Source organism: Streptomyces sp. NPDC012935 (genome assembly GCF_042900345.1).
Classification (GTDB): Bacteria; Actinomycetota; Actinomycetes; order Streptomycetales; family Streptomycetaceae; genus Streptomyces.
Genome location: NZ_JBIBBC010000003.1, coordinates 492,485 through 506,121 on the forward strand (window position 1 = coordinate 492,485; position 13,637 = coordinate 506,121).

At 71.5% G+C, this 13,637-nt stretch carries 12 protein-coding genes; 5 read left to right on the top strand and 7 right to left on the bottom strand.

Going from position 1 to position 13,637, the window contains the following annotated elements:
• Positions 1 to 27 precede the first annotated feature (27 nt).
• Positions 28 to 2,037 (top strand): NPCBM/NEW2 domain-containing protein, encoded by a 2,010-nt coding sequence (locus ACFY5C_RS11040; RefSeq protein ID WP_389443076.1) that lies wholly within the window; start codon positions 28 to 30, stop codon positions 2,035 to 2,037.
• Between the two features lie 53 nt (positions 2,038 to 2,090).
• Here ACFY5C_RS11040 and ACFY5C_RS11045 read toward each other — a convergent pair whose 3' ends face one another.
• Positions 2,091 to 3,041, bottom strand: a complete 951-nt coding sequence (locus ACFY5C_RS11045) for an ROK family protein (protein WP_389443078.1) — start codon at positions 3,039 to 3,041, stop codon at positions 2,091 to 2,093.
• 270 nt (positions 3,042 to 3,311) lie between these two features.
• Here ACFY5C_RS11045 and ACFY5C_RS11050 point away from each other — a divergent pair, with 270 nt between their 5' ends.
• Together ACFY5C_RS11050 and ACFY5C_RS11055 are read left to right on the top strand one after the other, a co-directional pair.
• Positions 3,312 to 4,361: a LacI family DNA-binding transcriptional regulator gene (locus ACFY5C_RS11050; RefSeq protein ID WP_389443080.1), complete on the top strand. Its 1,050-nt coding sequence runs from the start codon at positions 3,312 to 3,314 to the stop codon at positions 4,359 to 4,361.
• A 19-nt stretch (positions 4,362 to 4,380) separates the two neighbouring features.
• The gene (locus ACFY5C_RS11055; RefSeq protein ID WP_389443082.1) at positions 4,381 to 5,151 is read left to right on the top strand and encodes a hypothetical protein; all 771 of its coding nucleotides are present in this window, start codon (positions 4,381 to 4,383) and stop codon (positions 5,149 to 5,151) included.
• A 2-nt stretch (positions 5,152 to 5,153) separates the two neighbouring features.
• Here the strand turns inward: ACFY5C_RS11055 and ACFY5C_RS11060 are convergent, their stop codons facing one another.
• The gene (locus tag ACFY5C_RS11060) at positions 5,154 to 7,253 is read right to left on the bottom strand and encodes a protein kinase (RefSeq protein ID WP_389443083.1); all 2,100 of its coding nucleotides are present in this window, start codon (positions 7,251 to 7,253) and stop codon (positions 5,154 to 5,156) included.
• Positions 7,254 to 7,356: 103 nt separating this feature from the next.
• The gene (locus ACFY5C_RS11065) at positions 7,357 to 8,652 is read right to left on the bottom strand and encodes a DUF6986 family protein (protein ID WP_389443085.1); all 1,296 of its coding nucleotides are present in this window, start codon (positions 8,650 to 8,652) and stop codon (positions 7,357 to 7,359) included.
• A 204-nt stretch (positions 8,653 to 8,856) separates the two neighbouring features.
• On the opposite strand from ACFY5C_RS11065, the gene ACFY5C_RS11070 reads away from it, so the two are divergent.
• The gene (locus ACFY5C_RS11070) at positions 8,857 to 9,768 is read left to right on the top strand and encodes an endonuclease/exonuclease/phosphatase family protein (protein WP_389443087.1); all 912 of its coding nucleotides are present in this window, start codon (positions 8,857 to 8,859) and stop codon (positions 9,766 to 9,768) included.
• 81 nt (positions 9,769 to 9,849) lie between these two features.
• Here ACFY5C_RS11070 and ACFY5C_RS11075 read toward each other — a convergent pair whose 3' ends face one another.
• The 4 genes from ACFY5C_RS11075 to ACFY5C_RS11090 all read right to left on the bottom strand — a co-directional run bounded on the left by ACFY5C_RS11075 (position 9,850) and on the right by ACFY5C_RS11090 (position 13,050).
• Entirely contained in the window at positions 9,850 to 10,812 is a 963-nt protein-coding gene (locus ACFY5C_RS11075; protein ID WP_389443089.1) for an electron transfer flavoprotein subunit alpha/FixB family protein, read from the bottom strand.
• 74 nt (positions 10,813 to 10,886) lie between these two features.
• Entirely contained in the window at positions 10,887 to 11,675 is a 789-nt protein-coding gene (locus tag ACFY5C_RS11080) for an electron transfer flavoprotein subunit beta/FixA family protein (protein ID WP_389443091.1), read from the bottom strand.
• 242 nt (positions 11,676 to 11,917) lie between these two features.
• Positions 11,918 to 12,427 carry a flavin reductase family protein gene (locus ACFY5C_RS11085; RefSeq protein ID WP_389443093.1) on the bottom strand — a complete coding sequence of 170 codons (510 nt, stop codon included), beginning with the start codon at positions 12,425 to 12,427 and terminating at the stop codon, positions 11,918 to 11,920.
• A gap of 209 nt (positions 12,428 to 12,636) precedes the next feature.
• Positions 12,637 to 13,050: a TlpA family protein disulfide reductase gene (locus ACFY5C_RS11090; protein ID WP_389443095.1), complete on the bottom strand. Its 414-nt coding sequence runs from the start codon at positions 13,048 to 13,050 to the stop codon at positions 12,637 to 12,639.
• Between the two features lie 77 nt (positions 13,051 to 13,127).
• On the opposite strand from ACFY5C_RS11090, the gene ACFY5C_RS11095 reads away from it, so the two are divergent.
• Complete coding sequence (locus ACFY5C_RS11095; protein ID WP_389443097.1) at positions 13,128 to 13,544, top strand: DUF4395 domain-containing protein; 417 nt, start codon at positions 13,128 to 13,130, stop codon at positions 13,542 to 13,544.
• Positions 13,545 to 13,637: the final 93 nt, after the last annotated feature.

Below are 13,637 nucleotides of genomic sequence, written 5' to 3' on the forward strand. Positions count from 1 at the left end.
TCTTCGCAGGTACGGAGGAACGTAACGGTGCGTAACCTTCACACCCGCACAACCCGCACTGGAGTGGTCGGAGCACTCGCCGCAGGCCTGCTCTGCGCGGCGGGACTCGCCGCGCCCGCCGCCGCGGCTCCCCCAGCTCCCGCCCGGGCGGAGAGCCTCGCCCTCACGCCGCCCATGGGCTTCAACAACTGGAACTCCACGCACTGTCGTGCCGAGTTCAACGAGTCCATGGTCAAGGGGATCGCGGACATCTTCGTCGAGAAGGGCCTCAAGGACGCCGGATACGAGTACGTCAACCTCGACGACTGCTGGGCCCTGCCGTCCAGGGACGCGAACGGAAAGCTCGTACCCGACCCCGTCCGCTTCCCGAACGGGATCAAGGCGGTCGCGGACTATGTCCACTCCAAGGGCCTGAAAATGGGCATCTACACCAGCGCGGGCACGAAGACCTGCAACACCGCCGGCTTCCCGGGCTCCCTCGGCCATGAGTACAGCGACGCCCAGCAGTTCGCGGACTGGGGCGTGGACTACCTCAAGTACGACAACTGCAACAACCAGGGCGTGGACGCCAAGCTGCGCTACACGACCATGCGCGACGCGCTCCGGGCCACGGGCCGCCCCATCGTCTACAGCATCTGTGAGTGGGGCGAGAACAAGCCCTGGGAGTGGGCGGCCGACGTCGGCCAGCTGTGGCGCACGACCGGCGACATCAGCGACAACTGGGGCTCGATGCTGTCGATCCTCAAACAGAACCTGCCGCTCGCGCCGCACGCCGGGCCCGGTCGCTGGAACGACCCCGACATGCTGGAGGTCGGCAACGGCGGCATGACGGACACCGAGTACCGCTCGCACTTCTCGATGTGGGCGATCATGGCCGCGCCGCTCCTCATCGGCTCCGACCTGCGCTCGGCCGGCGAGGAGACCTTCGAGATCCTCGGCAACCGCGAGGTCATCGCGGTCGACCAGGACCCGCTGGGCAAGCAGGGCACAGTGGTCTCCTCGCAGGGTGGACGCTGGGTCGTCGCCAAGGAGATGCGGGACGGCAGCCGCGCGGTGGCCCTCTTCAACGAGTCCGGCACCGCCCAGCGCATCACCACGAGCGCCGACGCGATCGGCCTGCCCGCCGCCGACGCCTACGCGCTGCGCGACCTGTGGCAGCACCGCAGCCACAACACCGCGGGCACCATCTCCGCGACCGTCCCCGCGCACGGCACCGTCCTGCTGCGCGTCGCCGCCGATCCCAGGTCGGTCCAGCACCCGCCCGCCGTCGAACTCGGCCTGGACGGCAGCCCGCTGGTCGAGGCGGGCAAGAAGGCAGGCCTTACGTCGACGGTCACCGACCTCGGGCGTACGACGGCCAAGCGCGTGTCCGTCACGCTGACCGGCCCCGAGGGGTGGTCCGTCAAGGCGACGTCCCCCACCACCTCGCCCGCGCTCTCCACGGGCCGCTCCCTGCGCACCAACTGGGCGGTCACCGCACCGCAGGGGACTCCGCCAGGGTCGTACGGCCTCACTCTCAGGGCGGGTTACCGCTCCCCCTCCGGTGTCCGCGTCGACAGCGCGCTGCCGCTGACGGCGACGGTGGTGGTGGCACCGCCGTCGGGGACCTCCGGGCTCGGTGACCTTCCGTGGCTCTCGGCAACCAACGGGTGGGGCCCCGTCGAGCGCAACACCAGCAACGGTGAGAGCGACGCGGGCGACGGACACCCGATCACCATCGGCGGCGTGGCATTCGGCAGCGGGCTCGGCGTCCACGCCGACAGCACCGTCGAGTACTACGGCGGCGGCGCGTGCGAGACGGTCACCGCGCAGGTCGGGGTCGACGACGAGGAGGGTGCCGACGGCACCGTCGCCTTCGAGATCTGGGCGGACGGCACCCGTGCCGCGTCGACCGGCGTCCTCACCAACGCGATGCCGGCCCAGGCGCTCACGGCCGATGTGACCGGCGCCCGGGTGGTCCGGCTCGTCGTCACCGACGGCGGCGACGGCGTCACCTCGGACCACGGGGACTGGGCGCAGGCGCGACTGACCTGCTGAGGGCGGTCCGCCCGCCCCACCCGGCGGCTGAACGTTCCTGCTCGCCGGCGGGCTCAGACCCCAGCCGCCGCGCCCGCCTTCCCGGCGAGCGCGGCCGCCGCGGCCCCCACCAGCCCGGCGTCCGTTCCCATCTGGGCCGGTGTGATCGTCAGGCGCTGGACGAAGGACAGGGTGGCGTAGGCGCGCAGGGCCTTGCGGAGCGGGGTGAACAGGACGTCGCCCGCCTTGCCCACTCCGCCGCCGATCACCGCGATGTCGATCTCGACGAGGGTCGCGGTGGCCGCGATCCCGGCGGCGAGGGCCTGCGCGGCCCGTTCGAAGGAGGCCACGGCGACCGGGTCGCCGGCCCGCGCGGCGGCGGCCACCGCGGCGGCGGACGTGTCACCGTCCGGACCCGGCTGCCAGCCGTTCTCGATCGCGCGCCGGGCGATGTTGGGACCGCTCGCGATGCGCTCCACGCAGCCGCGCGAACCGCACGGGCACAGATCGCCGTCCAGATCGACGCTGATGTGACCGATGTGGCCGGCGTTGCCGGTGGGGCCGGGGTGCAGTCGGCCGTTCAGGACGAGGCCGCCTCCGACGCCCGTCGAGACGACCATGCAGAGCGCGTTGTCATGCCCCCGGGCCGCGCCCTGCCAGTGTTCGGCCGCAGTGATGGCCACGCCGTCGCCGATCAGCTCGACGGGCAGGCCACCGGCGGCCTCGCGGACGCGCTGGACCAGCGGGTAGTCGCGCCAGCCGGGCACGTTCACCGGACTCACGGTGCCCGCGGAGGCGTCCACCGGTCCCGCGCTGCCGATGCCGAGGGCAGCGGCGCGTCCCCACAGGGGCGATGCGGTGAGCTCGCCGACGACCTCCTCGACGGCCCGCATCACGGTGTCGCCGTCCTCCCGGGCGGGCGTCGCGCGCTGAGCCCGGACCACGATCTTGCCGTGGCCGTCCACCAGCGCTCCGGCGATCTTGGTGCCGCCGATGTCGAGCGCAGCCACGAGGTCGGTGTGCATCAGTGTCAGTTCTCCCCGTCAACCATTCGGATCTCCCCGTCAACCACGGGAATTGGGCGAGCCGGTCTCGCGGTGGGGGCGCAGGCCGGAGATTGCGGTGGACAGTGTCCCCTGGATCTGACAACGTTGTCCAGGCTCTATGCTCGACGCCACATCCTCATACAAACCCATGGACCGACGCATCCCCATGGACAGACGCATCCGCGCGGACCGAGTCAGCCTCATGGATCGACTCCTCCCGCGGACGACGACAGGACAGGACACCGCATCGTGGCCGAGACCATCCGCCGCTCCGACCGCCTTCCGGAGAACCGCTACGGCAACCGTCCGACCATGAAAGACGTCGCGGCGCGTGCCGGAGTGGGCCTGAAGACCGTCTCGCGCGTGGTCAACGGAGAGCCCGGCGTCACCCCGGAGACCGAGCGTCGCGTCCAGGAGGCCATCGACGCCCTGGGCTTCCGCCGCAACGACAGCGCGCGGGTGCTGCGCAAGGGCCGTACGGCCAGCATCGGCCTGGTTCTCGAGGATCTCGCGGACCCTTTCTACGGCCCGCTCAGCCGGGCGGTCGAGGAGGTCGCCCGCGCGCACGGCGCCCTGCTCATCAACGGCTCCAGCGCCGAGGACCCGGACCGCGAGCAGGAGCTGGCGCTGGCGCTGTGCGCGCGGCGGGTGGACGGGCTGGTGATCATTCCGGCCGGTGACGACCACCGGTACATGGAGCCCGAGCTCAAGGCGGGCGTCGCCACCGTGTTCGTCGACCGCCCGGCCGGGCGGATCGACGTCGACTGCGTCCTGTCCGACAACCGCGGCGGCGCCCGCGACGGCGTCGCGCACCTCATCGCCCACGGGCACCGCAGGATCGGCTTCATCGGCGACATGCCCCGCATCCACACGGCCGCCGAGCGGCTGCGCGGCTACCGGGCCGCCATGGAGGACGCGGGCATACCGGTGGAGGACGCCTGGATGTCCCTGGGCGTCACCGACCCGGAGCGGGTGCGCCGCGCGGCCGAGGAGATGCTCTCCGGGCCCTCCCCCGTCACCGCGATCTTCGCGGGCAACAACCGCGTGACGGTCACCGTGATCCGTGTCCTCGCCGAGCAGACCCGCCGTGTCGCCCTCGTCGGCTTCGACGACATCGAACTCGCCGACCTGCTGCAACCCGGCGTCACCGTCGTCGCCCAGGACGCCGCGGCGCTCGGCCGTACTGCCGCCGAGCGGCTGTTCCGCCAGCTGGACGGCACCCTGGTCACCCCGGAACGCATCGAGCTGCCGACGCGATTGATCACCCGCGGCTCGGGCGAGCTGCCGCCGGCGGACTGAGCGGCCCATGGACCACCGCATGAGCAGTTCGCGGCCCTTGCACGACCGCACCCTCGAGGCGCTCGGCCTGGCGGAGGCGCCGCGCGACCACCCGTTGCGCTATCCGGGAGCCTGGCCGTCGGACTCCGGACTCCTCGACGGGGACCGGCTGCTGCCCCTGGACCGCCTGGTGTACGACGACCGCGTGCCCGTCCTCGCGGTCGGCTCCAACGCCTGCCCCGGCCAACTGCGGCGCAAGATGGCCGCCTTCGGCATCGTCACTCCCCTGCCGATGGTGAAGGTGCGGGTGACGGGCATCGAGGTCGGTGTCTCCGCACACGTGAGCCGTATGGGGTACATGTCCGCGTCGCCCTTCGAAGCGCCGGGCCACGTACGGGAGTTGTTCATCACCTGGCTCGACTCCGAGCAACTCGCGGTGATCGACGCCAGCGAGGGCGTACCGGCGCCGGGCGGCAACTTCGGCCGCGCATGGCTGCCGGCGCCCGAGGTTCGGATCGAGACGGCGGACGGCAGCGCGCTTGCGGGCACCTTCGTGTACGTCAACCGCCATGGCGTCCTGCACGACGGCTCCGGCGCGCCGCGCACCCACCCCGGCCAGCATGCGCTGATCGCGCAACTCCTGCTGGGATCGGCCCGGTTGCGGGAGCTGTTCGGGGTCACTCCCGAGGAGTTCTGCGAGCGGGCGCGAGCCGACGCGGGGTTGTGCGAGCAGGGAACGCGGCTGCTCGCTCAGGAGCGGCTGGTGACGACCTCCGGGCTGGAGAAGTACCTCCGGGGCGACCGGCACTGAGCTCAGCAGACCGGGAGTCCCGGCACCGGCTCGTCGTTGTTGCCGCCCTCGAGGTAGACGTCGCTGACGAAGACGTTCGTGTTGCCGCGGTCGTCGTCCGTCTTGGCCCACCAGACGTTGGTCCACTGGCCGGACGTCTCCCGGCGGCCCAGGTTCTGCTGGCAGTAGAAATAGTTGGTGCCCGCGTTCAGGACGCCGACCTCGGTGCCGGAGGCGGTGTAGGACTTGGCGGTCGTCCAGACCTGGCAGTTGTACTTGCCGCCGCCGATGGCGAAGCAGGCCGGGTCCGGCGTGGTACCGCCGCCCCCTGTGGTCCCGCCACCGCCTGTGGTTCCGCCACCGCCCGTGGTGCCGCCGTCGCCGGAACCACCGCCCGTGGTCCCGCCGTCGGTACCGCCTGCCCCCGAGGTCTTGGTCGGGGACGAGGTGGTGGGGCGATCCGTGGGCTCGCTCTTCGCCGTGCCGCTGGGGGACTCGGTCGCGTCGGGGGACTTCTTGTCGTCGTCCTTCTCAGTCAGGCCTCCGTCGCCCGGGCGGTCGGCGTCCGGACTGCCGTCGGCCTCGGCGGACTTGTCCGTGGCGGCGACCGCCGACGTGCCCGGCTCCTTGGCCTCGGCCTTCCCCGAGTTGTTCAGCAGGGCGACCGTGACCCCACTGGCCGCGAGGACGACGGTGACAGCCACGGCGGCGAGCAGGGCGCGGCTCTTGCGCCGGGAAGGGCTACCGGAGGACGTGACCATGGGGCCGGTGGCGGCGGAGTCGTGCGACGAGGGGCCGGGGCTGCCGAAGCCGTGCGGGGGCCCGCCGGAGTGCCCCGGCACACTGCCGTACGGCGAGGCGGCCGGCTGCCCCAGGGCATTCGGTCCATGTCCCGGTGCGGGCGGGCCGGGATGGCCGGCGGCGCCGAAGCCCTGTGCCGGTGACGTGCCTCGGCCGGGAGTCGCGGGGCCGCTCGCGCCCTGCCCTGCAGCCCCGAAGCGTGGCGCCCCGGGCAAGTCCGACGCGGGCACGCCCTGCTGTGGCGTGTCGGCACTCCGGGGTGCTGGCGCACTCTGGCCCTGGCCGCCGTATGCCTGCTGGGCGGGCCCGTTCGGCGCGGATGCCCCGGATCCTCGCCCGTCAGGGGCGACGGCGGCCGTGGGCCCGAATCCTGGCGGCACCGAGGGGACGTTGCGCTCCGTCTCGTCGCGTGCGGTCCCGGAGTCCGCCGGGCCCCGCAGGGCCGTTGTCGGCGCGTCCATGGCGCCCGACCCGGCCACCGCCAGGAGGAGTTCGCGTGCCTCGTCGGCCTCCGGGCGGGACTCGGACCGCTTGTCCATCAGCCGCGCCAGGACGGGGCCGAGTGGCCCGGCGTTGACGGGCTCCGGCAGGGGTTCGGAGACGATCGCGGTGAGGGTGGAGAACGTCGACGTACGGCGGAAGGGCGCGGAGCCCTCCACCGCGGCGTACAGCGTGGCGCCCAGGGCCCAGACGTCCGAGGACGGGCCCGGGTCGGCGCCCTGGGCGCGCTCGGGAGCCAAGTAGTCCAGGGAGCCCACGAGATGGCCGGTGCGGGTGAGCTGGGTGGCCGCGCCGTCGCCCGGGTCGTCCATGGCGGCGATGCCGAAGTCGGTCAGGACGACCCGGCCGGAGCGGTCGAGCAGGATGTTGCCGGGCTTGACGTCACGGTGCAGGACGCCGGCGCGGTGGGCGGCGGCCAGCGCGTCCATGACCTTGGCGCCGATCCCGGCCGCCTCACGCGGGTCGAGGGTGCCGCGCTCGCGCAGCACCGCCTCCAGGGAGGGGCCGTCGACCAGCTCCATGACGATCAGCGGGCGTCCGTCGACCTCGGCGACGTCGTGCACGGCCACGACGCCCGAGTGCTTGACCCGGGCCGCCGCGCGGGCCTCGCGCTGCATCCGCAGCCGCAAATCGGCCAGTTCGGGACCGTCGGCGTCCGAGTAGGTGCGCAGTTCCTTGACGGCGACCTCACGGCCCAGCACCTCGTCGAGGGCACGCCAGACCACGCCCATGCCGCCGCGCCCGAGTTGCGCCAGCACGCGATAGCGCCCGGCCAGCAGCCGACCGGTCTCGTCCGCCTGTCCGTTCTCCCCCGATGACACCGCTGCCCCGTTCCTGTGACACCACTGACATGCCTTGCGTGGCGTACAGACTACGGGGCAGGAGTGACAACGCCGGCCGGTGGTTGCGAATGTGACAGGGCCGCTACTTCGCGGAGGCCGTCAGGTCGCCCCGCCGGGGCGACGCGAATCCCTCCAGATCCGCACGGGTCAGACCGGTCAGCCGGGCGACCTCGCCGATGTCGAGGGCACCGCAGTCCAGGCCGCGCAGCAGATAGCCGCTGAGCGCCTTGGCGGTGGCGGGCTCGTCCATGACGTCGCCGCCGGTCCGGTTGGCGTACCGGGCGAGGCGGGCCGCCGCCTGCTCGAAGCCCTCGCGGTAGAAGGCGAAGACGGCCGCGTAGCGGGTCGGGATGTGCCCCGGGTGCATGTCCCAGCCCTGGTAGTAGGCGCGGGCCAGGGCGCGGCGGGTGAGGCCGTAGTGCAGTCGCCAGGCGTCGTGGACCTTCGCGGTCGGGCCGACGGGCAGCACGTTCGTCGAGCCGTCGGAGACGCGTACGCCGGTGCCCGCCGCCGCGACCTGCATGATCGCCTTGGCATGGTCGGCGGCCGGGTGGTCGCTGGCCTGGTATGCGGCGGAGACGCCCAGGCAGGCGCTGTAGTCGAAGGTGCCGTAGTGCAGGCCCGTGGCGCGGCCCTCGGCGGCCTGGATCATGCGGGCGACGGTGGCGGTGCCGTCGGTGGCGAGGATGGACTGGCTGGTCTCGATCTGGATCTCGAAGCCGATCCGGCCCCGCTCGAGCCCGCGCGCCTTCTCGAACTCCTCCAGGAGCCGCACCATGGCGGTGACCTGCTCGGGGTACGTGACCTTGGGCAGGGTGAGCACCAGCCCGTCGGGCAGACCGCCGGCCTCCATCAGGCCGGTGAGGAAGATGTCGAGGGTGCGGATGCCCCGGTCGCGTACGGGCGCCTCCATGCACTTCATGCGGATGCCCATGTACGGGGCCGCCGTGCCGTTCTCGTACGCCTCGGCGATCAGCCGCGCCGCGCGGGCGGCGTCCTCGTCCTCGTCGCGGCCGTGGTAGCCGTCCTCGAAGTCGACGCGCAGGTCCTCGATGGGCTCGCGCTCCAGCTTGGCGCGCACGCGCGCGTGGACCGGCTCGGCGAGTTCCTCGGACAGGCCGAGCACGGCGGCGAACGACGCGGCGTTTGGAGCGTGTTCGTCGAGGAGCGCGAGGGCCTGGTCGCCCCAGGAGCGGATGGTGTCGGCGGCGAAGACGTCACCGGGGACGTAGACGGTGTGGACGGGCTGACGGGTGCCGGGGTCTCCGGGGTAGTGGCGCTCCAGCTCGGCGTCGACCGGCGCGAGGGAGGCGCTGATCTCCTCGCTGACGGTACCCGCGAGGCTGGTCGCCACCTTCTCCTGCTGGCCCTGACCCATCCCACATCCTCCTGACTTCCGCGATACGGAATCAACAATCCGTAGAATGAAGTTATCCGGCGACCTTCCGACTGGTCAACACCATGTCCACGGGGAGTCACCCACCCAACCCGCCATGTTCACGCCCATCTCAGACCGCGGTATCACACTTCCATACGCACGCCCCGCACGACTCGTCCGGCAGTTCCCATCGAAGGAGCCTCAGTGCCGAACCACAGCCGAGTCACGCGCCGTCTGGGCCTGAAGGCCGCATTGGCCGCGGCGGTCACCGCACCCCTCTCCAGTACAGCACTGCCCACGACGTCCGCTTCGGCGGGCGAACGCCCGGCCGCCCGCCGGCACCTCCAGGTCATGTCCTTCAACCTGCGCTTCGCGAGCACCACCGAGCCCAACAGCTGGACCGTGCGCAGACCGGTGATGCGCGAGCTGCTGCGGCGCGAGGCCCCGCACGTCCTCGGCACCCAGGAGGGCATCTTCTCCCAGCTGCTCGACATCGACTCCGACCTCGGCCCCCGCTACGACTGGGTCGGCACCGGCCGGCTGCACGGCAGCCGCGACGAGTCCATGGCGATCTTCTACGACTCCCACCGCCTGCGCCCGACCGAGTACGACCACTTCTGGCTTTCCGACACCCCCGACGTGATCGGCTCCAACACCTGGGGCGCGGCCTTCGCCCGCATGGTCACCTGGGTCCGGTTCCGCGATCTGGCCGACGGCGGACGGGAGTTCTACGTCCTCAACACCCACTTCGACCATGTGGGCCAGTACGCGCGCGAGCGCAGCGCGGCACTCATCGCCGAGCGGATCGCCGGCCTCGACCGCTCCCTGCCGGTCGTGGTGACGGGGGACTTCAATGTCGCCGCCCACGAGAACACGGTGTACGACACGCTGCTCGGCGCCGGTCTCGTCGACACCTGGGACACCGCGAGCGAACGCAGCGCGCTCTACGCGACCTTCCACGGCTACAAGCCGCTGACACCGGACGGCGACCGCATCGACTGGGTCCTGACCACGCCCGGCGTCACCGCGCACCGGGCGACGATCAACACCTTCTCCGACGACGGCCAGTTCCCTAGCGACCATCTGCCCGTGCAGGCGTCCCTGACCCTGGGCTGAAACGGGGAGCCTGGGCTGAAACGGGCCGAGGCCCCCGTGACCGCCGGACGGTCACGGGGGCCTCGGTGTGCCCGTGCGGGATCAGCCCTTGCGGGTCTTGATCTCCTCGGTCAGGGTCGGGACGACGTCGAAGAGGTCGCCGACGACGCCGTAGTCGACCAGGTCGAAGATCGGGGCCTCGGCGTCCTTGTTGATCGCCACGATCGTCTTCGAGGTCTGCATACCGGCGCGGTGCTGGATCGCACCGGAGATGCCGGAGGCGATGTACAGCTGCGGCGAGACCGACTTGCCGGTCTGGCCGACCTGGTTGGTGTGCGGGTACCAGCCGGCGTCCACGGCGGCACGCGAGGCGCCGACTGCAGCGCCGAGCGAGTCGGCGAGGGCCTCGATGATCCCGAAGTTCTCGGCGCCGTTGACGCCACGGCCACCGGAGACCACGATCGCGGCCTCGGTCAGCTCCGGACGGCCGGTCGACTCACGCGGGGTGCGGCCGGTGACCTTGGTGCCGGTCGCCTGGGCGGAGAAGGACACCGACAGGGCCTCGACCGCACCGGCGGCCGGAGCGGCCTCCACGGCGGCCGAGTTCGGCTTGACCGTGATGACCGGGGTGCCCTTGGAGACACGGGACTTGGTGGTGAAGGACGCGGCGAACACCGACTGGGTGGCCACCGGGCCCTCGTCGCCGGCCTCGATGTCGACGGCGTCGGTGATGATGCCGGACCCGATGCGCAGCGCCAGACGGGCGGCGATCTCCTTGCCCTCCGCGGAGGACGGCACCAGGACGGCGGCCGGGGAGACGGCCTCGACGGCGGCCTGGAGGGCGTCGACCTTCGGGACGACCAGGTAGTCGGCGTACTCGGCGGCCTCGTGGGTGAGGACCTTGACCGCGCCGTGCTCGGCGAGCGTGGCGGCGGTGTCGGCGGCGCCGTTGCCCAGCGCGACGGCGACCGGCTCGCCGACGCGGCGGGCCAGGGTCAGCAGCTCCAGGGTGGGCTTGCGGACGGCACCGTCCACGTGGTCGACGTAGACGAGAACTTCAGCCATGGGATTGCTCTCCTGCGGATTGCGAAGGCTTAAGGGGCGGAAGGGGTGTTGAGCCTCAGCGGGCCGACGGACCCTTAGATGAACTTCTGGCTCGCGAGGAACTCGGCGAGCTGCTTGCCGCCCTCGCCCTCGTCCTTGACGATCGTGCCGGCGGTGCGGGCCGGACGCTCGGCCGCGCCGTCCACGACGGTGTACGCACCCTCCAGGCCGACCTCCTCGGCCTCGATGTCGAGGTCGGACAGGTCCCAGGACTCCACCGGCTTCTTCTTGGCCGCCATGATCCCCTTGAAGGAGGGGTAGCGGGCCTCGCCCGACTGGTCGGTGACCGACACGACGGCCGGCAGGGCGGCCTCGAGCTGCTCGGAGGCGGCGTCGCCGTCCCGGCGGCCCTTGACCGTGCCGTCCTCGACGGAGACCTCGGACAGCAGGGTGACCTGCGGTACGCCCAGGCGCTCGGCCAGCAGGGCCGGTACGACACCCATGGTGCCGTCGGTGGAGGCCATGCCGGAGATCACCAGGTCGTAGCCGGCCTTCTCGATCGCCTTGGCCAGCACCAGCGAGGTGCCCAGGGCGTCGGTGCCGTGCAGGTCGTCGTCCTCGACGTGGATCGCCTTGTCGGCGCCCATGGACAGCGCCTTGCGCAGCGCGTCCTTGGCGTCCTCCGGGCCCACCGTCAGAACGGTGATCTCCACGTCGTCGTCGGAGTTCTCGGAGATCTGCAGCGCCTGCTCGACCGCGTACTCGTCGAGCTCGGAGAGCAGACCGTCCACGTCGTCCCGGTCGACGGTCAGGTCATCGGCGAAGTGCCGGTCGCCAGTGGCGTCGGGCACGTACTTCACGGTGACAACGATCCTCAAGCTCACGCCGGCTCTCCTACTGCGTCGACATTTCTCTGCTGCCTACTTGCAGGCAGCATAGGCGCCCCAAGCGGCCGATCCCGTTCGGGGCGACCCGCGCTCCGAACGAAATATTACTCGTCAGTACACCCAGTTCATTCCCGCTAAGCAAGCGCTTTGAACTGTGACCTTTGCAACGCAGCGTAATCGGAAACCGACCGCTTCGCAGAACCGTGGGCAGCCGGTTCCGTCACATCGCTGCGGTGAGGTCAGTCACGCAGGCCGTTGAACCGCCCCTGGTGGTACAGAAGCGGACGCCCAGGACCGGTGGAGTCGCCCAGTACGACCTCGGCCAGCACGATGCGGTGATCGCCGGCCGGCACCCGCGCCACGACCCGGCACACCGTCCAGGCAAGGACGCCGTCGAGGACGGGGACGCCTTCCGGCCCCTCACCCCAGGCCGTGGGCGGGCCGAAGCGGTCCGCGCCGCTGCGGGCGAAGGTGGCGGCGAGCTCCTGCTGGTGCTCGCCGAGTATGTGGACGCCGACGTACTCCGTCGCGGCTATCGCCGGCCAGCTGGACGCACCGGTGCCGATGCCGAACGAGAGCATCGGGGGATCCGCCGAGACGGACGTGACAGAGGTGGCGGTGAAGCCGACCGGGCCCGTCCCGCCGCGGGCGGTGATCACCGCCACTCCCGCGGCATGCCGCCGGAAGACGGAGCGGAGCAGGTCGGGAGAGGCGAGCTGAGGGGTACCGAGGCCGGACGTGGCCGTCATGGAGTTGTCCTTCTGCAAGGGGAGGCGTGGCGATCCGTGGGCACTCAACAGCCCGGACAGCGCGCGCTCGCGGTGCGGGCCAGATCGACGTGAGCCCGTCCGAAGAGAAGGAGTTCCTCAGGCATAAGGTCAGGCTGACGATAGGTGGTACGCGCAGTCAAGTGGGTTCCGGGATGTGGGAGATGACTCACCCTCGGCCTCACGGCCCCTCAGACCGCTTCGCCCAGTGCCGCGATCACGTCCGCCTTGCGGGGCTGACCGGTGGCCCGCCGCACGACGTTTCCGGTGGCGTCGAGGACCAGCACGGTCGGCGTCTTGAGGATGTCGAGGCGGCGTACGAGGTCCAGGTGGTCCTCGGCGTCGATCTCGACGTGGGTCACGCCCGGGACCATGCCGGCGACCTCGCCGAGGACGCGCCGGGTGGCCCGGCAGGGGGCGCAGAACGCGCTGGAGAACTGCACGAGGGTGGCGCGCTCGCCCAGCGCCGCGCCCAACTCGGCGGCTTCGAGCCGCTTTCCGTCATCGCGCCCGCGCACCCGCACTCTCCCGCTCCGCCGCCGCTGCAGCACTCCGTAGGCACTCGCCGCCGCGAGCACCGCCACGCACACCACCAGTCCGGTCATCACCCTGCTCTAGCGTTCACGAGACTGCAAAGATTCCCGACTCCCCGGAAGCCTTTCCATTGCGGAATGCTTGATTCATGGACATTGATGTGAGGGGGCCGCGCTTCGGGGCGGCCGTGACGACCGTGGTGCTGGCGGTCGTCCTGGTCACCGGAAGCGCCTGGCTGCTGGCCTGGCAGACCCTGGCGTTCGCGCTGGGCGCGGCGGGCGGGGTGGGCCGCTCGCCGTACGGCCGGCTGTTCCGGACAGCTGTACGACCCCGGATCGGCCCGCCGACCGAGTTCGAGGCGCCGGAGCCGCCGCGGTTCGCCCAGGCGGTCGGGTTGCTCTTCGCGGGCCTCGGGCTGGTCGGGTACACGCTCGGTCCGCAGTGGTTGGGACTCGCCGCGACCGGAGCCGCACTCGCGGCCGCTTTCCTGAACGCCGTCTTCGGGTACTGCCTGGGCTGTGAGGCGTACCTGTTGCTGCGGCGAGTGACGGTGCGCGCCGAGTAAAGACGGCACAAAAGCCCGAGGTGGATCACGGGTCGACGTGACGAGGATCTCGCCGTTCCCAGGCACTTGGGCTTGGCCCTCGGCCGTTCTTGG